Annotated in this window: 16 protein-coding genes; 3 read left to right on the forward strand and 13 right to left on the reverse strand. The window is 70.4% G+C overall.

Annotation, left to right across the window (positions count from 1 at the left end):
- Nucleotides 1-132: 132 nt before the first annotated feature.
- From KAK07_RS20450 to KAK07_RS20470, 5 genes are read right to left on the reverse strand one after another with little or no spacing between them, the layout of a single operon-like run.
- Complete coding sequence (locus tag KAK07_RS20450; RefSeq protein ID WP_210856731.1) at nt 133-840, reverse strand: ABC transporter ATP-binding protein; 708 nt, start codon at nt 838-840, stop codon at nt 133-135.
- A 2-nt stretch (nt 841-842) separates the two neighbouring features.
- Nucleotides 843-1,613: an ABC transporter ATP-binding protein gene (locus KAK07_RS20455; protein ID WP_210856730.1), complete on the reverse strand. Its 771-nt coding sequence runs from the start codon at nt 1,611-1,613 to the stop codon at nt 843-845.
- Complete coding sequence (locus KAK07_RS20460) at nt 1,610-2,575, reverse strand: branched-chain amino acid ABC transporter permease (protein ID WP_210856729.1); 966 nt, start codon at nt 2,573-2,575, stop codon at nt 1,610-1,612. The genes KAK07_RS20455 and KAK07_RS20460 overlap by 4 nt, the downstream gene beginning before the upstream one ends.
- Nucleotides 2,575-3,444, reverse strand: coding sequence for a branched-chain amino acid ABC transporter permease (locus KAK07_RS20465; RefSeq protein WP_210862954.1), 870 nt, complete (start codon nt 3,442-3,444; stop codon nt 2,575-2,577). Before KAK07_RS20465 ends, KAK07_RS20460 begins: the two co-directional genes overlap by 1 nt.
- Before the next feature lie 23 nt (nt 3,445-3,467).
- Complete coding sequence (locus KAK07_RS20470; RefSeq protein ID WP_210862956.1) at nt 3,468-4,634, reverse strand: ABC transporter substrate-binding protein; 1,167 nt, start codon at nt 4,632-4,634, stop codon at nt 3,468-3,470.
- Between the two features lie 137 nt (nt 4,635-4,771).
- Between KAK07_RS20470 and KAK07_RS20475 the strand changes: the two genes are divergently transcribed.
- Complete coding sequence (locus tag KAK07_RS20475; RefSeq protein ID WP_210862957.1) at nt 4,772-5,035, forward strand: hypothetical protein; 264 nt, start codon at nt 4,772-4,774, stop codon at nt 5,033-5,035.
- Here the strand turns inward: KAK07_RS20475 and KAK07_RS20480 are convergent, their stop codons facing one another.
- From KAK07_RS20480 to icmF, 3 genes are all read right to left on the reverse strand, one after another.
- A complete protein-coding gene (locus KAK07_RS20480) occupies nt 5,036-7,060 on the reverse strand; it encodes a M13 family metallopeptidase (RefSeq protein ID WP_210862959.1) in 2,025 nt (674 codons plus the stop codon).
- Nucleotides 7,061-7,273: 213 nt separating this feature from the next.
- Nucleotides 7,274-10,027, reverse strand: a complete 2,754-nt coding sequence (locus tag KAK07_RS20485) for a TonB-dependent receptor plug domain-containing protein (RefSeq protein WP_210862961.1) — start codon at nt 10,025-10,027, stop codon at nt 7,274-7,276.
- 176 nt (nt 10,028-10,203) lie between these two features.
- Nucleotides 10,204-13,494: a fused isobutyryl-CoA mutase/GTPase IcmF gene (gene icmF, locus KAK07_RS20490; RefSeq protein ID WP_210856723.1), complete on the reverse strand. Its 3,291-nt coding sequence runs from the start codon at nt 13,492-13,494 to the stop codon at nt 10,204-10,206.
- A 155-nt stretch (nt 13,495-13,649) separates the two neighbouring features.
- On the opposite strand from icmF, the gene KAK07_RS20495 reads away from it, so the two are divergent.
- Nucleotides 13,650-14,420 (forward strand): type III pantothenate kinase, encoded by a 771-nt coding sequence (locus KAK07_RS20495; RefSeq protein ID WP_210856722.1) that lies wholly within the window; start codon nt 13,650-13,652, stop codon nt 14,418-14,420.
- On the opposite strand, the gene KAK07_RS25470 is transcribed toward KAK07_RS20495, so the two are convergent.
- Entirely contained in the window at nt 14,421-15,254 is an 834-nt protein-coding gene (locus KAK07_RS25470; protein WP_247661327.1) for a potassium channel family protein, read from the reverse strand.
- Nucleotides 15,255-15,366: 112 nt separating this feature from the next.
- Between KAK07_RS25470 and KAK07_RS20505 the strand changes: the two genes are divergently transcribed.
- Nucleotides 15,367-16,479, forward strand: coding sequence for a GGDEF domain-containing protein (locus tag KAK07_RS20505; protein ID WP_210856721.1), 1,113 nt, complete (start codon nt 15,367-15,369; stop codon nt 16,477-16,479).
- Nucleotides 16,480-16,492: 13 nt separating this feature from the next.
- On the opposite strand, the gene hslU is transcribed toward KAK07_RS20505, so the two are convergent.
- From hslU to dksA, 4 genes are all read right to left on the reverse strand, one after another.
- Nucleotides 16,493-17,830, reverse strand: a complete 1,338-nt coding sequence (hslU, locus tag KAK07_RS20510; RefSeq protein WP_210856720.1) for an ATP-dependent protease ATPase subunit HslU — start codon at nt 17,828-17,830, stop codon at nt 16,493-16,495.
- A gap of 52 nt (nt 17,831-17,882) precedes the next feature.
- Complete coding sequence (gene hslV, locus KAK07_RS20515) at nt 17,883-18,434, reverse strand: ATP-dependent protease subunit HslV (RefSeq protein ID WP_210856719.1); 552 nt, start codon at nt 18,432-18,434, stop codon at nt 17,883-17,885.
- A 125-nt stretch (nt 18,435-18,559) separates the two neighbouring features.
- Nucleotides 18,560-20,245: an STAS domain-containing protein gene (locus tag KAK07_RS20520; protein ID WP_210862963.1), complete on the reverse strand. Its 1,686-nt coding sequence runs from the start codon at nt 20,243-20,245 to the stop codon at nt 18,560-18,562.
- Between the two features lie 35 nt (nt 20,246-20,280).
- Nucleotides 20,281-21,003: an RNA polymerase-binding protein DksA gene (gene dksA / locus KAK07_RS20525; RefSeq protein WP_247661326.1), complete on the reverse strand. Its 723-nt coding sequence runs from the start codon at nt 21,001-21,003 to the stop codon at nt 20,281-20,283.
- Between the last annotated feature and the right edge of the window lie 25 nt (nt 21,004-21,028).

Raw genomic sequence — 21,028 nt, forward strand, 5'->3', positions numbered from 1 at the left:
AGGGGGAGTTCGCTTGGCCGAAGTCAAGGAGGAGGCCGCAGGCCGGGGGACATGAGGACAAGCGAACTCCCCCTCGCACGCCGCACCACACCGACGCAGTCAGACCAACGGGCGCTCCGGGCAGGAGCCGCCTCAGTGCTGCCCGACCCCCAACCACGCATCCAGCGGCGTTGGGTCAGCCAGCAAGGCTTCGCTGGTGGCGCGGTAGGCGATGCTGCCGCGGTCCAGCACGATGGCGTCGTCGGTGACGCCCAGCACCATCTGCGGGTGCTGTTCCACCACGATCGAGGGCAGGCCCTCGTCGCGGGCGACACGGCGGATCGCCCGCAGCAGTTCTTCCACGATGATCGGCGCCAGGCCCTCCAGCGGCTCATCGAGCAGCAGCAGCTTGGGGTTCAGCACCAAGGCGCGGGCGAAGGCCAGCATCTGCTGTTCGCCGCCGCTGAGCTGGGTGCCCAGGTTCTGGCGGCGCTCGGCCAGGCGCGGGAAGAGTTGGTACACGCGCTCGGGCGACCAGGGGCCGGGGCGCATCACTGCGGTCAGATTCTCGTGCACCGTGAGCGACTTGAAGATGTTGCGCTCCTGCGGCACCCAGCCGATGCCGGCGGCGGCGCGGCGGTGCGAGGGCAGGGCGTGCAGCGCCTGACCGGCCAGCGTGATCGTGCCGGCGTGGCGGCGCGCGGCGCCGGCCAGCGTGTCGATCAGCGTGGTCTTGCCGGTGCCGTTGCGGCCCAGCAGCGCCAGCGAGCGGCCTTCGGGGAGGGTGAAGGAGACGTCCTGCAGCACCACGGCCTCGCCGTGGCCGCAGGTCAGGTGTTGCACGTCCAGCAGCGCAGCCATGCTCAGTGTCCCGGCCGGATACCGGCCATCGAATCGCCCAGGTAGACGGCGCGCACCTGCGGGTCGGCGGCGATCGCCTCGGGCGTGCCCTCGGTCAGCACGGTGCCGTTGACCAGCACCGTCATCGTGGTGGCGAAGCTGAAGACCAGGTCCATGTCGTGCTCGATCAGCAGCACGCTCACATCGGCCGGCAGCGCGGCCACGGTGGCCAGGATCTCGCCGCGCTCGGCCGCAGGCACGCCGGCAGCGGGTTCGTCCAGCAGCAGCACGCGCGGCTGCAGGGCCACGGCCAGCGCGATCTCCAGCAGCCGCCGCTTGCCGTACGGCAGCTCACGGGTGGCGCGGTGGGCCTGCTCGTCCAGGTGGAACTGCGCCAGCAGCGTGGCCACCTCGGCCAGCACGGTGTCGTCGGCGCCCAGCGGCCGCCACCAGCGGCGCGAGCGGCCCAGGCGCTGGCTGACCACCAGCGCCAGACTCTGCGCCGGCGTCAGCGAGGGCCACAGCTGGTTGATCTGGAAGGTGCGCACCAGGCCCAGCGCCACGCGCCGGTGCGCCGGCAGCGCGGTGATGTCCTGGCCGCCCAGTTCCACCCGGCCCTCGGTGGGCGGCAGCACGCCGGTGAGCTGGTTGATCAGCGTGGTCTTGCCGGCGCCGTTGGGGCCGATCAGCGCATGGCGCGCGCCGCGCCGCAGCGTCATCGACACGTTGTTGGTGGCCGTGATGCCGCCGAAGCGCTTCACCAGGCCGTGGGTCTGCAGAACCACATCGTTCATGCGTTGCCCTTCCTGAACCAGCGCCACGGCCGCAGCAGCCGGTCGCGGCCCACCAGCATCAGCAGCACCAGGAAAGCGCCGATCCAGAAGGTCCAGTACTGGGCGGTGAAGGCACTCAGCACATCGTGCAGCACCTTGAAGGCGATCGCGCCGGCCAGGCCGGCCCACAGCCAGCCGGCGCCGCCGATCACCAGCGCCAGCATGATGTCGGCGCTGCGGTGGAAGTCGAGCACGTCCAGCGACGCAAAGCCGGTGGTCTGCGCCAGCAGCGCACCCGCCAGGCCAGCCAGCGCGGCGCCCAGCGTGTAGGCCACGGCCAGCCGCCCTTGCACGCTCATGCCGGCGCTGGCCAGGCGCAGGCGGTTGTCGCGCAGCGCCTCCAGCGAGACGCCGAAAGGCGATTGCAGCACCCGCCGCACCAGCACGAAGACGACGAACAGCACCGCCAGCGAGTAGAACGAGGCCACGCGCGCGCCCAGGTCGAACTCGAACTGGCCCAGCAGCGGGCCCATCAGCACGCCCTGCAGGCCGTCGGCGCCGCCGGTCAGGCCGTCGAACTTGTTGGCCAATTCGTACAGCACGCCGGCCACACCCATGGTCACCATCAGCCGCGTCAGGTCGGTGCCGCGCACGATCATCGGGCTGGTCAGCGCGCCCAGCAGCGCGGCCAATGCGGCGCCCACCGCCAGGCCCAGCAGCGGGTCGGGGTGCAGGTGCTTGGCAAACAGCGCCGCGCCGTAGGCGCCCACGCCGAAGAAGGCCGCATGGCCCAGCGACACGATGCCGGCATAGCCCAGCACGATGTCCAGCGACAGCGCGAAGAGGGCCGTGATCGCGATGTCATTGATCAGCGCGGCATGCTGGGGCAGCGCGATCGGTGCGGCCCAGATCAGCACCCACAGCGCGAGCTCCCAGGGCTTCCAGCGGGCCGGGGCGAGCAGCCGGGCGGACAGATCGCTCATCAGCGCTTCTCCCGCGTGAACAGGCCCTGCGGACGCCACAGCAGGATGGCGATCATCAGCACATAGACGATGAAGGCGCCCAGCTTGGGCACGTAGTACTTGCCCAGCACGTCAGCGCAGCCCAGCAGCAATGCGGCCAGCAGCGGGCCGGTGATGGAGCTGGTGCCGCCCACCGCGCAGACGATCAGGAAATAGACCATGTACTTCAGCGGGAAGCTGGGCTCCAGCCCCAGCAGGTCCGCGCCCAGCGCGCCGCCCAGGCCGGCCAGGCCCGAGCCCACCGCGAAGGTCAGCAGGAAGACGCGGTCGACCGGAATGCCCAGGCCGGCGGCCACGCGCGGGTCATCCACCGCGGCGCGCAGCCGGCTGCCGAAGCGGGTGCGGCTGAGCACCGCCTGCAGCGCCAGCGCCAGCACCAGGCAGACCGCGATCACGAACAGCCGGTAGTGGCCCATGCCCAGTTGCCAGGCGCCGTCGCCGAACTCGAAGCGCCCGCGCAGCCACTCGGGGGTCTGGATCGTCACCGGCGATGAGCCCACCGCATAGTCCACCGCCGCCACCGCCATGAAGGTCAGGCCGATCGAGAACAGCACCTGGTCCAGGTGGGGGCGGCCGTAGAGGTGGCGGTAGAGCAGCCGCTCGGCCAGCGCGCCGGCCAGCGCGGTCAGGACGAAGGCCGCCGGCAGGCAGGCCAGGAAGGGCCAGCCGTGGTGGTGCATCAGCACCGCCAGCACATAGCCGCCGGCCATCGCGAAGGCGCCGTGCGCGAGGTTGATGAAGTTCATCAGCCCCATCGTCACGGCCAGCCCCAGCGCCAGCACGAACAGCAGCATGCCGTAGGCGATGCCGTCGAACAGCAGGGTCAGCATGGCGCGCGATCAGCCGCTGCGGCTCACTTTGTCTTGCCGGGGTCCTTGACCGACTTCTGCACGTCGAACTCGACGTTCCAGAGCTGGCCGTCCTTCTTCTCGACGCGGCGGGTGTAGATGTCCTGCACGATCTCGCGCGTCTGTGCGTCGATCAGGATCTGGCCGCGCGGGCTCTCGAAGACCTGGCCCTTGAGCGCCGCCATCAGCGCGTCGTTGCCGGCGCCCTTGCTGGCGTTCAGGCCGTTGTAGAGCAGGCGCATGCCGTCCCAGCCGCCGACCGCCATGAAGTTGGGGCGGAACTTGTGCATGGCCTGGAAGTCGGCGACGAACTTCTTGTTCATCGGGCTGGGGTGGGCGGCCGAGTAGTGCTGGGTGGTGACCACGCCCAGCGCCACGTCGCCCATGTCATTGAGCTGATCGTCATCAGTGATGTCGCCGGTGCCGATCAGCTTGATGCCGGCCTTGTCCAGACCGCGCTCGCCGAACTGCTTCATGAACTGCGCCCCCTGGCCCGAGGGCAGGAAGACAAACAGCGCGTCGGGCTTGGCGTCGCGCACCTTCTGCAGCACCGGCGCGAAGTCGGGGCTGCGCAGCGGGGTGCGCAGCTTTTCGAGCACCTGGCCGCTGTTGAGCAGGATGCGGTCGCTGAAGTACTTCTCGGCGTCGTTGCCGGGGCCGTAGTCGGTGACCAGGGTCACCACCTTCTTGATGCCGTTCTTCGGCGCCCAGTCGCCCATCGCCACCGCGGCCTGCGGCAGCGTGAAGCTGGTGCGGGTGATGTAGGGCGAGGCCTCGGTGATGGCCGAGGTGGCCGCGGCCATCACCACCATCGGGGTCTTGCTCTGCGTGGCAATCGGCGCCGTGGCCAGCGCCAGCGGCGTCAGGCCGAAGCCGGCCAGCGCCACCACCTTGTCGTTGACCACCAGTTCCTGGGCCAGACGGCGGGTGTTGTCGGCCACGCCGGCGTCGTCCTTGATCAGCACCTCGACCGTCTTGCCGCCGGCCTTCTTGCCGTTCTGCGCCTGGAACAGCTGGATCGCGGCGGCGATCTGCTTGCCGGTGGACGCGCTCTGGCCGGTCATCGGCAGGATCACACCGATCTTCACGGTGTCGGCCTGGGCATGGGCGCTCAGTGGGGCGGCCAACGCGGTGGCGCAGGCCAGGGCGATCAGATGGCGACGACGGGTCATGGCGGCACTCCTGTCAGGCGAGGGGAGCGCCGATTGTGGGCAGCGCCCGCCCGCCCCGGCCCTAGGGTCCACCCGCAGCGGACGGCATGGCCGACCGATAGCTGCTATCGCCGTCCGGCATGGCGGACAATCGGCGCATGCCGCCCGAACAGCCCACCCAGCCGGTCCCCCAGGTCGACAAGTTCCGACCCATCAACCGCCGCCAGCGCCTGAAGATCATCGCCCTGACCGTGGCGGTGGTGGTGGCGCTGTGGAGCCTGCTGCTGCTGCGTCCGGGCGCCCACCCGCGCGCGATCCCGGGCGTGACGCCCGCCCCCTGCAAGGCCGGCCAGACCCAGAACTGCATCGGTGGGCAGGCCAATGTGACGCTGCTGCCGGCCGCGTCGGCGGCCAGCCGCTGATCACCAGATCCGGATCCGCTCGTCCGGCGCCTTCCACATCTTGTCGCCCGAGCGGGTGCTGAAGGCGTCGTGGAAGCCGTCGTGGTTCACCGCGGCGCCATTGGCGCGGTACTCGGGCGGCGAGTGCGGGTCGGTGGCCAGCAGCTGCAGCGTGCGCTCGGGCCGGGTCTTCTCGCGCCAGGCCTGCGCCCAGCCCAGGAAGAAGCGCTGTGAGCCGCTGAGGCCGTCGATCACCGGCGCCGCCTGGTCGCCCAGGGAGCGCCGGTAGGCCTTGTAGGCAACCTGCAGGCCCGACAGGTCGGCGATGTTCTCGCCCAGCGTCAGCTTGCCGTCGAGCGAGCGCCCGGGCAGCGGCTGGTAGCTGCTGTACTGGCTGACCAGGCGCTGGCCCAGGGCGTCAAAAGCCTGGCGGTCGGCGTCGGTCCACCAGTTGCGCAGCGCGCCATCGCCGTCGAACTGGCTGCCGCTGTCGTCGAAGCCGTGGCTGATCTCGTGGCCGATGACCGCACCGATCGCGCCGTAGTTGACCGCGTCATCGGCCTCGGGGTCGAAGAAGGGCGGACGCAGGATGGCGGCCGGGAAGACGATCTCGTTGGCCATCGGGTTGTAGTAGGCGTTGACGGTCTGCGGCGTCATGCCCCACTCGCTGCGGTCCACCGGCTGGTCGACCTTGCGCGCCTGTCGCGCCCACTCGAACTGCGCGGCGCGCCGCAGGTTGCCCAGCGCGTCACCCGGGCGCACCTCCAGACCGCTGTAGTCGCGCCAGCGCTCGGGGTAGCCGATCTTCACCGCATACTTGGCCAGCTTGGCCTGGGCCTGCACGCGGGTCTCGGGGGACATCCACGACAGCTGGTCGATCGAGTCCTTGTAGGCCGCCAGCAGGTTGTTCACCAGCCGCAGCATCTTGGCCTTGTGCTCGGGCGGGAAATGGCGCGCCACATAGAGCTGGCCCACGCCCTCGCCCAGCGCGCTGTTGACCTGGCGCACCGCCTGCTGCCAGCGCGGGCGCGGGCTCTGGGTGCCATTGATGGCCTTGCCGTGGAAGGCGAAGTGCGCGTCGCGCAGCGCCTTGGGCAGGGCCGGCGCCAGGTCGTCGAGCAGGTGCAGCTTGGCGTAGAGCTTCCAGTCGGCCAGCGGCTGCTCGGCCAGCAGCTTGGCCGCGCCGGTGACGAAGCTGGGCTGCGACAGCATCACCGAGGCCGGCGCCGGCGTGCCCGCGCCCTGCAGGAAGGCCGCCCAGTCGAAGCCCGGCGCCTTGGCGGGCAGCTCGGCCGGGGTGGCCGGGTTGTACATCTTGACCGGGTCGCGCAGCTCGGCGCTTTCCCAGTGCAGCTCGGCCAGGCGGCGCTCCAGCGCGTAGACGCGCTGCGCGGCCGCGGCCGGCTGGCGCTCGCCCGCGGCGCGCGCCAGCACGCCCAGGTAGCGCAGGTAGGCGGCGCGGGCCTGGGCCATGCGGGGGTCGCGCTGGTTCAGGTAGTAGTCACGCTCGGGCAGGCCCAGGCCGCCCTGCCAGGTCAGCAGGCGGTAGACCTGGGGGTTCTTGAAGTCGGCCTCGACCCCCAGCCCGATCGGGCTGACCGAGCCGGCCACCTGGCGGCCCAGGTAGCTGGCCAGTGCGCTGGGCGAATCGATCGCATCGACCTCGGCCAGCAGCGGACGCACCGGGGCCAGGCCGGCGCGGTCGATCGCGGCGGTGTCCAGGAAGGCGGCGTAGGTGTGGCCGATCTGGGCCTCCAGGCCCTGGGCCCGATCGCGCCGCGCGGCCATCTCCTCGATGATCGCGCGCACCTGCTGGTCGGAGCTCTCGCCAAGTTCGACGAAGGTGCCGAATTCGGGCTTGTCGGCCGGGATGACGGTGCGCCGCAGCCATTGGCCGTTGGCGGCGCGGAAGAGGTCGTCCTGGGGACGCACGGCGCGGACGGCAGCGGCGCTGTCGAGGCCGGAGCGGGGAGCGGCGGTCAGCGCCGGGGTCGCCACGGCCAGGGCCAGCAGCAGCGACAGGGTTCGCACGCGAGAGTTCAGCATCGGGATCATTCCTGGGCCATACCGCCAGCGGCCCGATCAGGCCGCCGGCACCAACCAGCCACCCGGGTGGGGCGGCCGGCCACGAAAAGCGTCGATTCTGCCCCGACGCCCGGCCCGGCCTGCTCGGGGTTGGCCCGGCACCGCCATGAACAAGGGGCTCCCGGTGGGAGCCCCTTGGCGTGTCAGGTCAGCGCGGGCGCTGCCCGCGGCCGATCACTTGAACTGGTAGGACGCGGTCAGGTACCAGAAGCGGCCACGCGGATCGGCAAAGGAGCCGGCGAAGCCCGCCGAGTGCGAGCCGTAGCTCGACGAGGCGACGAACGGCGGCTCGGCGTCCAGCAGGTTGCGCACGCCCAGGCCCAGGCGCGTGTTCTTGAAGCCCTTGTAGCTGACGGCCAGGTTCCAGCGCGTGGTGTCGTTGACGTTGTAGGGCTGGGCGACACCCAGGTTGGCATCCACCACCGCCGCGGACTCGGTCCAGCCCTTGACGAAGGTGTTCTCCAGCGTGGCGCCCCACACGCCCAGGCTCCAGTCGAAGCCCAGCGTGTGCTGCCAGCGCGGGATGGGTTGCACGCCGCCGGTGGACACGCCCACATAGCTCTTGTAGGCCGAGCCCTTGCCGTTCTGCTGCTCCCACACGCTGATGTAGGTGCCGGCGAAGCTCACACCCAGCTTGCCGTACTCGCCCAGGCCGAAGCCGGCGCGCACGTCCAGGTCGAAGCCCGAGGTGCGCAGGCCGCCGAGGTTCTCCACCGGGGTGGAGATCGACGAGATGAAGCCGTCGGTGGTGCGGGTGATGCGGGTGGCGGCGTACTTGGCGTACAGCGCCGGGTCGCTCATCAGCTGGTCACCCGAGATCACGCCGATCTGGTCGCTCTTGCGGATCGACCAGTAGTCCAGCGCCATGCTGATGTCGCGCACCGGCTCCAGCACCACGCCCACCGAGAACTGGCGGCTCTTCTCGGGCTTGAGGTTGGGGTCGCTGGTCAGCTTGACGTTGAACTGGGTTTCGCAGCGCGGATCGTCGGCGTGGCCGGCCGGGCAGTTCGGATCGACCTGCACGTCGGCGGTGTTGGTGTTGGACGTCGGGCTGTTGACGTCCCACAGCGTGGGCGCGCGGAAGCCCGTGCCGGCGCTGGCGCGGACCATCCAGCTGCGGTCGGGCTGGATGCGCAGCTTCAGTGCGGGGTTGAAGCTGCTGCCGAAGTCGCTGTACTTGTCGTAGCGCGCGGCGGCGGTCAGCTCGACCTCCTTCATGAAGGGCATGGCCAGTTCCGAGAACAGCGCATAGGCCTTGCGGCTGGCCGAGGTGCGCGGCACCGAGCCCTCGCCGCCGATGTGGGCGCCGGCCGAGTAGTCGGCGTTGGTGGGCCGGTCGTCGGCCTTCTCCTGGCGCACATCGGTGCCCAGGGCCAGCGACATCGCGCCACCGGCGAGGCGGCCGATCTCGCGGCTCATCTTGGCGTCCACGCCGATCACGGTGCTCTTGGACTTGCGCACCACGCCCACCAGCGAGGCGTCCTTCAGCAGCTGCTGGCCGGTGGCGTCGTTCGGGCCGAAGGGGTTGACGTTGCCGCTGCGCAGCGCGGCCAGGTACGGGTCTTGCAGCAGGTAGCCGCTGTAGTTCAGCGTGCCACGGGCCTGGGCCACGCTCAGGCCGACGTCGTAGTCCCACTGGTTCCACAGGCCCGAAACGCCGGTGACCAGGCGCAACTGCTCGTTGGTGTTGTCGTTGACCCGGTTGCCCATGTCCAGCGAGCGGGTGGCGATCTCGGCGAAGCCGTCGCCATCCGGATCCCAGTCGGCCGCGGTGAAGCCCAGGCGCGTCAGCAGCGCCAGCGGGAAGTAGCGGCTGCTGGTGGGCATCAGCACGTTCGGGTAGTTGCCGTTGGGCAGCACCTTCATCGCGTCGCCGCTGATCGGCGTGGGCGCGACGCGGCCGATGGTGTGGTTGCGCGCGAACGAGGCTTCGGCGAACAGCGTGGTGTTGCTGTCCAGCGCGAAGGTGCCGCGGGTGAAGAGGTCGGACTTGGTGCTGTCGGGCAGGTTGTCCACCAGCGCCGCGTAGATCGCGCGGCAGCGCTTGATGGTGTCCACGCCGTTGGGCGCCAGGTTGCCGGTGTCCTGGACCACCGAGTTGACCGGGTCGCAGGCCGCCATGTTGGCGCCCGGGTTGTCGTAGGCGCCCGGGGTGATGCCCACATCCATCAGGCGGCCCGGGAAGGCGCGGTAGGAGGTGGGGGGCAGCGAGCCCGGCACCTCGGTGGCGTGGCGCAGGTACAGGCCCTGGTCGACCGCCTTGATGCGGGTCTGCTTCTTGACGTTGCCGGTGACCAGCAGGTTGAACTTGTCAGTGCCCAGGTTGCCCAGGCCGTAGGCGACCGAGACGCCGGTCTCGCGGCCACCCACACCGGCCTCGGTGTCGCCGTAGCGCAGCGAGATCTCGCCCTTGTCGTAGTCGCGGCGGGTGATGAAGTTGATCACGCCGGCCACGGCGTCGGTGCCGTAGATGGCCGAGGCGCCGTCACGCAGCACCTCGATGCGCTCCAGCGCGGCGAAGGGGATGCTGTTCAGGTCCACCGCCACCGAGCCGCCGATCGAGCCGAAGGGGTGGCCCGCGAGGCGGCGGCCGTTGAGCAGCACCAGCGTGCTGTTCGGGCCCAGGCTGCGCATGTTGGCGTTGGAGGTGGCGTAGCCGGCGCCCTGGGTGCTGTCCGACACCAGGCCGGAGATCGCGGCGACGCGGCGCAGCACGTCCTCCACGTTGACCGCGCCGGACTGCTCGATCTGCTCGCGGCTGATGACCGTGACCGGCAACGCCGTTTCAGAGGCGAGGCGCTTGATCGACGAGCCGGTGACCTCGACACGCTGGGTGTCGGTGGCGGTCTGGGCCTGCGCGGCGGTACCGAGCAGGCCGCTGCCAATGGCCAGGACCAGGCTGGCCGCCAAAGGGGTGCGATGGAACATGGATCCTCCGTGGGTCGGGACGAGGGGCCCAGGCGGCCGGCTCATGACCGGGCGCCTGGTTCAAGCCGCCGATTCTCGGAGTGCACCCCGGGGTGTTGCCAAGCAGTTTCTGGTGTGTTGCGGGCGAGTGTCGCCCTAACGAAACACTGCTCCGGGGTTCCCCGGGGGTGCCGGCCTCACATGCTGCGCCGGTACTGACCGCCCACCTCGAAGAGGGCGCTGGTGATCTGGCCCAGGCTGCAGCAGCGCACCGCGTCCATCAGCACCTCGAAGACGTTGCCGTTCTCGATCACCGCCTGCTTCAGCCGGGCCAGTTGCACCGGGGCCTCGTCGGCGTGGCGGGCATGGAAGTCGGCCAGGCGCTGCAGCTGGCTCTGCTTTTCTTCTTCGGTGGAGCGGGCCAGCTCGATGTGCTCGGGCACCGGATCGCCCTTCGGGTTGCGGAAGGTGTTGACGCCGATGATGGGGTACTCGCCGGTGTGCTTGAGCATCTCGTAATGCATGCTCTCTTCCTGGATCTTGCTGCGCTGGTAGCCGGTCTCCATCGCGCCGAGCACGCCGCCGCGCTCGGCGATTTTCTCGAACTCGGCCAGCACCGCTTCTTCCACCAGCTCGGTCAGCTCGTCGATGATGAAGGCGCCCTGGTTGGGGTTCTCGTTCTTGGCCAGGCCCCACTCGCGGTTGATGATCAGCTGGATCGCCATCGCGCGGCGCACCGAATCCTCGGTGGGCGTGGTGATCGCCTCGTCGAACGCGTTGGTGTGCAGCGAGTTGCAGTTGTCGTAGATCGCGATCAGCGCCTGCAGCGTGGTGCGGATGTCGTTGAACTGGATCTCCTGCGCGTGCAGGCTGCGTCCCGATGTCTGGATGTGGTACTTCAGCTTCTGGCTGCGCTCGTTGGCGCCGTACTTCTCCTTCATCGCCACCGCCCAGATGCGCCGGGCCACGCGGCCCAGCACGGTGTACTCCGGGTCCATGCCGTTGCTGAAGAAGAAGCTCAGGTTGGGCGCGAAGTCGTCGATGTGCATGCCGCGGGCCAGGTAGGCCTCGACGAAGGTGAAGCCGTTGCTGAGCGTGAAGGCCAGCTGGCTGATCGGGTTGGCCCCCGCTTCGGCGATGTGGTAGCCGCTGATGCTGACCGAGTAGAAGTTGCGCACGTCGTGGTGCACGAAGTACTCGGCGATGTCGCCCATGACCTTGAGCGAGAACTCGGTGGAGAAGATGCAGGTGTTCTGGCCCTGGTCTTCCTTCAGGATGTCGGCCTGCACCGTGCCGCGCACATTGGCCAGCACCCACTCGCGGATCTTGGCGGCCTCGGTGGGCGTGGGCTCGCGGCCGTTGTCGGCCTTGAACTTGTCGATCTGCTGATCGATCGCGGTGTTCATGAACATCGCCAGGATCGACGGCGCCGGGCCGTTGATCGTCATGCTGACGCTGGTCGTGGGGCTGCACAGATCGAAGCCCGAGTACAGCACCTTCATGTCGTCCAGCGTGGCGATGCTCACGCCCGAGTTGCCCACCTTGCCGTAGATGTCGGGCCGGGCGTCGGGGTCATTGCCGTAGAGCGTGACCGAATCAAACGCAGTGGACAGGCGCTTGGCCGGCATGCCCTCGCTGACCAGCTTGAAGCGGCGGTTGGTGCGGAAGGCGTCGCCCTCGCCTGCGAACATGCGGGTCGGGTCCTCGCCCTCGCGCTTGAAGGCGAAGGTGCCGGCGGTGTAGGGGTAGCTGCCGGGCACGTTGTCCAGCATCAGCCACTTCAGGATCTCGCCGTGGTCCTCGTAGGGCGGCAGCGCCACCTTGCGGATGGTGTTGCCGCTGAGCGTGGTGTGGGTCAGCGCGGTGCGGATCTCCTTGTCGCGGATCTTCACCACGTACTCGCTGCCGGCGTAGGCCTTGACCATGTCGGGCCACTGGGCGAGCAGCTGGCGGGCGTCGGGTTGCAGGCGCGCGGCGCGCTGCTCGGCCAGCGCCAGCACGGTGTTGCGCGCACCGTTCTTCTCGGTGCTGTCCTCGGCCAGCATGCGCGCGGTCTCGGTGAGCTGCTGCACCTCGCGCGCCAGGCGCGCCTGGGCGCGGGCGCGGGCCTTGTAGCCGCGCACGGTGTCGGAAATCTCGGCCAGGTAGCGCACGCGCGCCGGCGGCACGATGGGGGTCTGGTGGGTGCTGTGGCGGGTGTCCACGCGCGGCAGCCGGCCCTCGGTCAGCGCCAGGCCCTTGGCCTGCAGTCGCTCCTTGAGCGCCTGGTACAGCGCGGTGACGCCGTCGTCGTTGAAGCGCGCGGCCTGGGTGCCGAAGACCGGCATCTGCTCGGGCATGACGGTGAAGGCCTCGCGGTTGCGCTGCACCTGCTTGGCCACGTCGCGCAGCGCGTCGGCGGCGCCCTTGCGGTCGAACTTGTTGATCGCCACCAGCTCGGCAAAGTCCAGCATGTCGATCTTCTCGAGCTGGCTGGCGGCGCCGAACTCGGGCGTCATCACGTACATCGGCACATCGACCAGCGGCACGATGGCCGCATCGCCCTGGCCGATGCCCGAGGTCTCGACGATCACCAGGTCGAAGCCGGCGGCCTTGCAGGCGGCGATGGTGTCGGGCAGTGCTGCGCTCACTTCACTGCCGGTGTCGCGGGTGGCCAGGCTGCGCATGAAGACCCGCGCGCCGTTCTGCCACGGCCCGGTGGCGTTCATGCGGATGCGGTCGCCCAGCAGCGCGCCGCCGCTCTTGCGGCGCGAGGGGTCGATGCTGATGACGGCGATGCGCAGGCGGTCGTCCTGGTCCAGGCGGAAGCGGCGGATCAGCTCATCGGTCAGGCTGCTCTTGCCGGCGCCGCCGGTGCCGGTGATGCCCACCACCGGCGCGGTGGAGGCGGCTGCGGCCTGGCGCACCGCGTCGACCATCGCAGCCTCGGCGTCGCCGTTGTCGAGCGCGGTGATCAGCTGCGCCAGCGCCCGCCAGGCGGGCTCGGTCTGGCCCTGGATCGCGGCCAGGCTCTTGGGCGCATGCGCCGACAGGCTCTTGTCGCAGCGCATCACCATCTCGCCGATCATGCCCTGCAGGCCCATGCGCTGGCCGTCTTCCGGGCTGTAGATGCGCACCCCATGCTGCGACAGCATGCGGATCTCCTCGGGCACGATGACGCCGCCGCCGCCGCCGAAGACCTGGATGTGCTCGCCGCCGCGCGCGCGCAGCAGCTCGACCATGTAGGTGAAGTATTCGTTGTGGCCGCCCTGGTAGCTGCTGACGGCGATGCCCTGCACGTCTTCCTGCAGCGCCGCGGTGACCACCTCGTCGACCGAGCGGTTGTGGCCCAGGTGGATCACCTCGGCGCCCATGTTCTGCAGGATGCGCCGCATGATGTTGATGGCCGCGTCGTGGCCGTCGAACAGGCTGGCCGCGGTGACGAAGCGCACCTTGTGGGTCGGGCGGTACTGGGCGAGGGCGCGGTGTTCGGCGGAGAGGTCGGTCATGGCAGGCTCGTCACGTTGGTTGACGTTGACGTAAACGTCAATCCGGCGATGATGCCATGTCCGCTTTCGCCGTGGCTGACAGCGGGATGCTTGGCGCAGACGGGGTTTACCCGTAGTCAATCCTGCGATGCAATGCCGCTGGTACGCTGCGGCCCATGAGCTTCCTGGCGATCGACATCGGCAACACGCGGCTGAAGTGGGCGCAGTACGCCTCGCCCCAGCCGGGCGCGGCGCTGCTGGCCCATGGCGCGGTGTTCCTGGAGACGATCGACGAGCTGGCCGAGAAGGAATGGCGCGAGCTGGCGCCGCCGCACTCGATGCTGGGCTGCGTGGTGGCCGGCGAGGCGGTGCGCCGCCGCGTGGAAGAACAGCTGGAGCTGTGGGACCTGACGCCGCGCTGGGTGGTGTCCTCGCCGCGCGAGGCGGGCCTGGTCAACGGCTACGACCACCCGGCCCGGCTGGGCGCCGACCGCTGGGTGGCGATGATCGGCGCGCGCGGCCATGTGCTGGCGCGCGGGCCGGCGCGGCCGGCGCTGGTGGTGATGATCGGCACCGCGGTGACCGTGGACGCGATCGACCGCGAGGGCCATTTCCTGGGCGGCCTGATCCTGCCCGGCCACGGCATCATGCTGCGCGCGCTGGAAAGCGGCACGGCCGGCCTGCGCGTGCCCACCGGCGAGGTCATGCCCTTCCCGGCCAACACCTCCGACGCGCTGACCAGCGGCGGCACCTACGCCATCACCGGCGCGATCGAGCGGATGCGCCGCCACCTGCGCGAGCGCAGCCAGGGCGAGGAGCCGCTGGTGCTGATCACCGGCGGCGCCGGCTGGAAGGTGGCGCCCTACCTGGACATGCCGCACGAGTTGCTGGAGTCGCTGATCTTCGACGGGCTGCTGAACATCCAGTCGCACCGGCTGGCGCTCTGATCAGCCCGGCGGCGGCTCGTCGCCGGCGCCACGGGCGCGGGCCAGGTCCTCGCGCAGTGCCTGCACCTCCTGGCGCATCGCGGCCATCTCCCGGCGGATCTCATGCAGGAACTCGCGCTCCAGGCGCCGCTCCTCGGTCTCGACCCAGGCGGTGGCGATGGCGGCGGTGATCAGCGAGAGCATGCCGAAACCCAGCATCACCACGAACACCGAGAAGATGCGCGAGGCCGGTGTGGTCGGCACGATGTCGCCATAGCCCACGGTGGCGGCGGTGGTGAAGGCCAGCCACAGGCCATCGGCCAGCGTGGGGGTGCTGGGCTCCAGCCACCAGTAGCCGAAGCCGCAGGCCAGCAGCAGGCCCAGCGCGCTCAGCAGCATGTAGGCCAGGCCGCCACGGGTGATCAGGTGCTGGACCGTCCAGACCATGCGCAGCAGGGTCAGGCCGGCCACCGCCATGCGCAGCACCAGGGCCGGGGTGGACTGCAGGCTGCTGGGGGCCGCCGCCGCCGCCAGCAGGCCGGCCACCAGCAGCAGGTCGGTCGGGTTGGCGCGCAGGTGGCTGGGGGCGTGCCGGCAACGCCGGGCCACCTGCCAGAGGTGGGCGCTCACCACCGCAGCCGCCAGCAGGTAGGCCGCATCGGCCCAGTAGCTGGGGTGCTGGTTCAGCAGCTCGGCGTAGAAGGCCGGGATGGTCAGCAACAGCGCCAGCAGCACCGGCCAGCGCCAGCGGCGCTCGGTGCGGGCGGCGGCCGGGTTGTCGCGGGGCGCTCCGGTCAGGCCCCAGGCCACGGCGCGGCGGACAAACGTGTGGGTATCGAGACTCCAGCGTGACATCCAGCAAGCTTCGCACGACCTTGCGGTCCTGGCTTGATGGTAAGCAATCGCGTCCGCGACGTATGCTGTGGTCACGATGCCAGCAGCAGGTCCAGCCGTATCGAACCAGGACATGGCCGCCTCGGCAGCGCCGCGCCCGTCCCTGGTCTGGCGGCTGCTGCTGGCCGGCGTGCGGCCCGACGACAGCGCCACCACCCGGCGCAAGATGCTGCAGGTCAACGCCGGCGCGCTGATGACTGTGCTGGCCATCGTGGTCTACAACCTGGCCTTCTGGGTGTCGGGCAATGCGGCGCTGATCTCCTCCGGCCTGTGGCAACTGCCGGCGGCCGCACTGGCACCGCTGACCTGGTGGCTCAATGCCCAGCGGCGGCTGTCGCTGGCGCGCTGGTTCGTGATTCTGCTGGCGATGGTGGATGTGCTGCTGGGCATGGGCGGTGGCCAGGGCTCGGTCACCCACATCCACGCGTATTACCTGCTGTTCGCGATCCTGGTGCCCACCATCCTGTCGACCGAGGAGCGCTGGGGCATCGCGCTGCTGGTGGCGGCCAACCTGGGCGCCTATGCAGTCATCGCCCTCGTCGGCTGGCCCGCCCATCCGGACATGGCGCTGCTGCCCGCCGCCTGGCACGAGGGCCTGATGCTGTCGATGCTGATCTCCTGCGTGCTGATCGCGGTGGCCATGACGCTGCTGACGGAGGCCGCGGTGGCCGAGAACGAGGCGCGCCTGCAGACCCTGGCCGGCACCGACGGCCTGACCGGCCTGGCCAACCGCCGCCATTTCCTGCAGGCCTTGAGCCACGAGAGCGAGCGCGCCCGGCGCGAGGGGCGCCAGCTGTCGGTGGCCATCGTCGACGTCGACCACTTCAAGCGCATCAACGACCACCACGGCCACGACATCGGCGACCAGGCGCTGGTGCACCTGGCCAGCCACCTGCGCTCGCTGGTGCGGCCCTACGACGTGCTGGCGCGCATTGGCGGCGAGGAGTTCGCGCTGCTGCTGCCCGACACCCAGCTGCGCGAAGCGGTGGCGGTGACCGAGCGATTCCGCGGCACGCTGGCCGGCTCGGCGCTGCTGATCGACGGCCGGCCGCGCACACTCACCGTCAGTGTCGGCGTCGCCCAGCTGGGCCGCCACGAGACGGTGGACGACTGGCTGCGCCGCGCCGACCAGGCCCTCTACACCGCCAAGCACGACGGCCGCAACCGCGTGCGCGTCGCGGCCTGAGCGGGCCGGGCGCTCAGAGGATGTAGCGCGACAGGTCCTGGTTGCGCGCCAGCTCGCCCAGCCGGGCGGCCACCATCTCGGCGTCGATGCGCACCGTCTGCCCGCTGCGGTCCGGGGCCTCGTAGCTGATCTCGTCGAGCAGCCGCTCCAGCACCGTGGCCAGGCGGCGCGCGCCGATGTTCTCGGTGCGCTCGTTGACCTCGAAGGCCACCTCGGCCAGCCGGCGGATCGCGTCGGCGCCGATCTCCAGCGTCACGCCTTCGGTGGCCAGCAGCGCCTGGTACTGGCGGATCAGGTTGGCGTGGGTGCTGCCCAGGATGGCCTCGAAGTCCTCGACCGACAGCGGCTGCAGCTCCACCCGGATCGGGAAGCGCCCCTGCAGCTCGGGGATCAGGTCGCTGGGCTTGGCCAGGTGGAAGGCGCCGGAGGCGATGAACAGCACGTGGTCGGTGCGCACCAGGCCGTGCTTGGTCTGCACGGTGGTGCCTTCCACCAGTGGCAGCAGGTCGCGCTGCACGCCCTGGCGCGAGACATCGGCGCCCTGGGTGTTGGCGCGCGCGGCGACCTTGTCGATCTCGTCGATGAAGACGATGCCGTTCTGCTCGGCGTTGGCCACCGCGCGGGCGCGGATCTCGTCCTCGTTGACCAGCTTGGCGGCCTCCTCGTCGGCGAGCTGGCGCAGCGCCTCCTGGATGCGCAGCTTGCGCGTGGTCTTGCGTCCGGCGCCCATCTGGCCGAACAGGCCCTTGAGCTGCTCGGCCATGTCCTCCATGCCGGCGGGCGCCATGATGTCGACGCTGGCGCGCGGCTCGGCGAGCTCCAGCTCGATCTCCTTGTCGTTCAGCGCGCCCTCGCGCAGGCGCTTGCGCATGACCTGGCGGGCGGTGTTGTCGGGCGCCGGTGCCGGCGCGACAAAGCCCAGCTCGGCGCCGCCGCGCGGCGGCGGCACCAGCACATCCAGGATGCGGTCCTCGGCGGCGTCCTCGGCGCGCAGGCGGGCGCGCTTGAGGGCGGCCTCGCGCTCCTGCTTCACCGCCACCTCGACCAGGTCGCGCACGATGGTGTCGACGTCCTTGCCGACATAGCCCACCTCGGTGAACTTGGTGGCCTCGACCTTGACGAAGGGCGCATCCGCCAGCCGCGCCAGGCGGCGCGCGATCTCGGTCTTGCCCACCCCGGTGGGGCCGATCATCAGGATGTTCTTGGGCGTGATCTCGGCGCGCAGCTTCTCGTCGACCTGCTGGCGCCGCCAGCGGTTGCGCAGCGCGATCGCCACCGCCCGCTTGGCCGCCTGCTGGCCGACGATGTGGCGGTCCAGTTCGGAGACGATCTCCTTGGGCGTCATCGTCATGGGGCCCTCCTGGCGCTGGGCGCAGCCACCTGCGGCCAGGACCGTGCGCGACTCATTCAATCACCTCGATCGTGTGGTGCTGGTTGGTGTAGATGCAGATCGTGCCGGCGATTTCCAGCGACTGCTTGACGATCTGCGCGGCGTCCAGCGTGGTGTGGTCCAGCAGCGCCATCGCCGCCGCCTGCGCATAGGCGCCGCCCGAGCCGATGGCCACCAGGCCGCGTTCGGGTTCGAGCACGTCGCCGTTGCCGGTGATGATCAGCGAGGCCTCGCGGTCGGCCACCGCCAGCATGGCCTCGAGGTTGCGCAGGACCTTGTCGGTGCGCCAGTCGCGCGTCAGCTCGATCGCGGCGCGCACCAGGTGGCCGCCGTGCTTGGCCAGCTTGTCCTCGAAGCGCTCGAAGAGGGTGAAGGCGTCGGCGGTGGCGCCGGCAAAGCCGGCGAGGACCTGGTCGTGGTGCAGCCGGCGCACCTTGCGGGCGCTGGCCTTGACAACGATGTGGCCCAGTGTGACCTGGCCGTCGCCGCCGAGCGCGACCTGCCAGCGGCCGTCGGGCCGCTGGCGTCGCACGCTGACGATGGTGGTGCCGTGGTACGAATCCATGGGTGAAATGGTAAGGGGAAGTGCAAGGCCCGCCGACCGTCACAGGCTGCCAACCCGCCTCCAGCCGGCGCCTGGGGTGGGGCCGGCCCTGAGGTCAGGCGCGACCGGCCGGCCGCGTGCGGGCCCTATGCCGCGCGCAGATGCACCGGCGCGTGCTCGCCGATGCCCATCGCGCCGAACATCGCGGCCACCAGGCGGTGCACCTCGATGAAGCTGATGTGCCGGCCCTCGCCCTTGCGGGCGATGATCCAGTTCAGCAGGTCGCCGGCGGCGATGAAGTCGACGCGGATCAGCAGCGCGCAGGAAATGCGCACCACCTGCGCGCCGCCCAGCTTGGCGTCCAGCGTCTTGAGCACCACGCCCAGGTCGCCCGACAGCTGGCCGGAGAGGTCCAGCGTGGTGACCGCCACGCCATGGTGGTGGTCGCCGCCCTGGATGGTGGTGACCGCATCGCCCACCACCGACAGCGACGAGGCGCGGGTGTTGGCCGCCGAGCTGCCCACCCGCGCGACGCAGCGGCTGGGCTCCCAGCTGGGCGGTGAGACCTCGTAGGTCACGCAGTAGTCGATCGCCACCTCGTCGAACTGGTCGGGGCGGTTGGTCAGGCGCAGCGCCTCCAGGCGGGCCATCCAGAAGCCCGGGTCGGCGTCGCGCACGCCCACCGGCGCTGCTTCGCCCAGCGCCGCGAACAGCCGGTCGGAGGCCAGCCAGCGCATCTGCAGCGGCTGCGCGGCCCACTCCCGGCACAGCCGGGTCAGCTGGTTGGCGGCGTCGGGCTGCACGCGCTGCAGCGCGGTCCAGTCCAGCACCCAGGGCTGGGGCAGCTGCAGGCAGCGGCTGGTCAGGTCGGTCAGGGCCGCGGCGTCCAGCGTGGGCGGGCAGACCCAGCCGATCTCGCTGTCCTTGGGCTGGGGCGCCAGCATGCCGCTCTGTGCGGCGTCGGCCACCAGACGCGGCAGCGAATACCACTGCGGCGGCGAGGTCTGGAAGCGGTGACCGTACTCGGCGACCAGGGTCTCGAAGCGCTGCATCTGGCCGGTGGCGCGGTACAGGTCGAACAGGGTCAGCCAGGTTTCGGCGTTCTCATGGCGGGCGCCGCCCGGGCCGACCAGCGTGACCAGAGCGCGCTCGGCATGGGCGAAATCGGCGTTGGCGAAGGCGATCACCGCCTCGTCCAGGTCGTGGTCGTGCACGACTTCCGAGACCTCGACCAGCGGCATGGTGTCGCCGTGGCGCACCTGCAGCGCGGGGGCGACGGCCTCGGTCAGCGTGGGCGCCGAGCGCAGCGCGGCCTCGTCGGCCGGCATCATCATCATCGGCCGGGTGTTCTCGTCCAGGCCGTCCACCACCATGCCGGCGGGGATGGTGGCGGCACCGTCAGGACTGGCGGTGTCCACCCGGCGGGCGCTGGCGGGTGCGGGCCGGGCCGGCACCGGGCGCACCGGCGGCGCGCTGCCCACCATCTGCTGCTCGATGGCGTCGATCTTGGCCTTGACGCCGACGTCGGCGCCGCCGGGCGGCTGGGTCGGCCGGACCTCGGAATCGTCGATGTTGGACGAGGCGTCGAGCGCCGCCGCCTGCTCGGGCGTCAGGCCCTCGCGGCGGATGCGGCGCAGCATGTTGAGCTCGCGCTTGCGGACGAAGTCGTTGCGCCGCTTGCGCTCGATCATCGCCTTGAGCTCGGCCTTCTCGGCCTCGGCGAACTGGCTGCCGCCGCTGTCGGCGCCCAGACCGACCAGCTCCCGGGTGGGCGAGGACATCATCCGCACCACCCGGCTCAGCACGCCTTTGCCTTCGTCGCGGCTGGCCATGGTGGGCGCTCCTGAACTGCTGCGCTGCCCGGCGATCAGTCGCCGAACATCTTCTGCTTGAGCTCGCGACGCTGCTGGGCTTCCAGCGACAGCGTGGCGGTCGGGCGGGCCAGCAGACGGCCCAGGCCGATCGGCTCGCCGGTTTCGTCGCAGTAGCCGTAGTCGCCGGCATCGATGCGGGCCAGCGACTGGCTGATCTTCTTCAGCAGCTTGCGCTCGCGGTCGCGGGTGCGCAGCTCCAGGGCGTGCTCTTCCTCGATCGTGGCGCGGTCGGCCGGGTCGGGGACGATCGAGGTGTCCTCGCGCAGGTGCTCGGTGGTCTCGCCGGCGTTGGAGAGCAGGTCGTCCTTGAGCGCCTGCAGCCGGGTACGGAAGAACTCCAGCTGCTTGTCGTTCATGTACTCCGAGTCGGGCATGGCCAGCAGCTCAGGCTCGCTCAGGTCGCGGCCGGCCTTGGTCTTCCAGGCGTTGGCCAGCTTGGGGTCCGCCTTGGCGGCGGGCTTCAGGGCAGTCATCGGTTCGGGGTCGGTCCGGGGGGCAGGTTTCTTGGGCGAGAAACGGTCAGAGAAGCTCGCCCGCGACACGGCGGGCGGGGCGGTGGTTCGGTCGCTGGGGCGGGCAGCAGGCACTGCCGGCTCGGCCGCAGCCTTCTTGGCGGCGGCCGGGGCCTTGGCGGCAGGCTTCTTGGCTGCCGCTGTGCTGGCGCTCTTGGCCGGGGTCTTGCTCACGTTGGTCTCCTCGCCACGTCGCTCGAACATCGAGGGGTGTTATACCCCTGTTGGC

The sequence above is a fragment of the Ideonella alba genome, assembly GCF_018069875.1.
GTDB classification, from domain to species: domain Bacteria; phylum Pseudomonadota; class Gammaproteobacteria; order Burkholderiales; family Burkholderiaceae_C; genus Ideonella; species Ideonella alba.

Bases quoted from the DNA above. Each gene is read 5' to 3' on its own strand.
- KAK07_RS20450 (WP_210856731.1), bottom strand. From the start codon at position 840: ATGGCTGCGCTGCTGGACGTGCAACACCTGACCTGCGGCCACGGCGAG.
- KAK07_RS20455 (WP_210856730.1), bottom strand. From the start codon at position 1,613: ATGAACGATGTGGTTCTGCAGACCCACGGCCTGGTGAAGCGCTTCGGC.
- KAK07_RS20460 (WP_210856729.1), bottom strand. From the start codon at position 2,575: ATGAGCGATCTGTCCGCCCGGCTGCTCGCCCCGGCCCGCTGGAAGCCC.
- KAK07_RS20465 (WP_210862954.1), bottom strand. From the start codon at position 3,444: ATGCTGACCCTGCTGTTCGACGGCATCGCCTACGGCATGCTGCTGTTC.
- KAK07_RS20470 (WP_210862956.1), bottom strand. From the start codon at position 4,634: ATGACCCGTCGTCGCCATCTGATCGCCCTGGCCTGCGCCACCGCGTTG.
- KAK07_RS20475 (WP_210862957.1), top strand. From the start codon at position 4,772: ATGCCGCCCGAACAGCCCACCCAGCCGGTCCCCCAGGTCGACAAGTTC.
- KAK07_RS20480 (WP_210862959.1), bottom strand. From the start codon at position 7,060: ATGCTGAACTCTCGCGTGCGAACCCTGTCGCTGCTGCTGGCCCTGGCC.
- KAK07_RS20485 (WP_210862961.1), bottom strand. From the start codon at position 10,027: ATGTTCCATCGCACCCCTTTGGCGGCCAGCCTGGTCCTGGCCATTGGC.
- icmF (WP_210856723.1), bottom strand. From the start codon at position 13,494: ATGACCGACCTCTCCGCCGAACACCGCGCCCTCGCCCAGTACCGCCCG.
- KAK07_RS20495 (WP_210856722.1), top strand. From the start codon at position 13,650: ATGAGCTTCCTGGCGATCGACATCGGCAACACGCGGCTGAAGTGGGCG.
- KAK07_RS25470 (WP_247661327.1), bottom strand. From the start codon at position 15,254: ATGTCACGCTGGAGTCTCGATACCCACACGTTTGTCCGCCGCGCCGTG.
- KAK07_RS20505 (WP_210856721.1), top strand. From the start codon at position 15,367: ATGGCCGCCTCGGCAGCGCCGCGCCCGTCCCTGGTCTGGCGGCTGCTG.
- hslU (WP_210856720.1), bottom strand. From the start codon at position 17,830: ATGACGATGACGCCCAAGGAGATCGTCTCCGAACTGGACCGCCACATC.
- hslV (WP_210856719.1), bottom strand. From the start codon at position 18,434: ATGGATTCGTACCACGGCACCACCATCGTCAGCGTGCGACGCCAGCGG.
- KAK07_RS20520 (WP_210862963.1), bottom strand. From the start codon at position 20,245: ATGGCCAGCCGCGACGAAGGCAAAGGCGTGCTGAGCCGGGTGGTGCGG.
- dksA (WP_247661326.1), bottom strand. From the start codon at position 21,003: ATGTTCGAGCGACGTGGCGAGGAGACCAACGTGAGCAAGACCCCGGCC.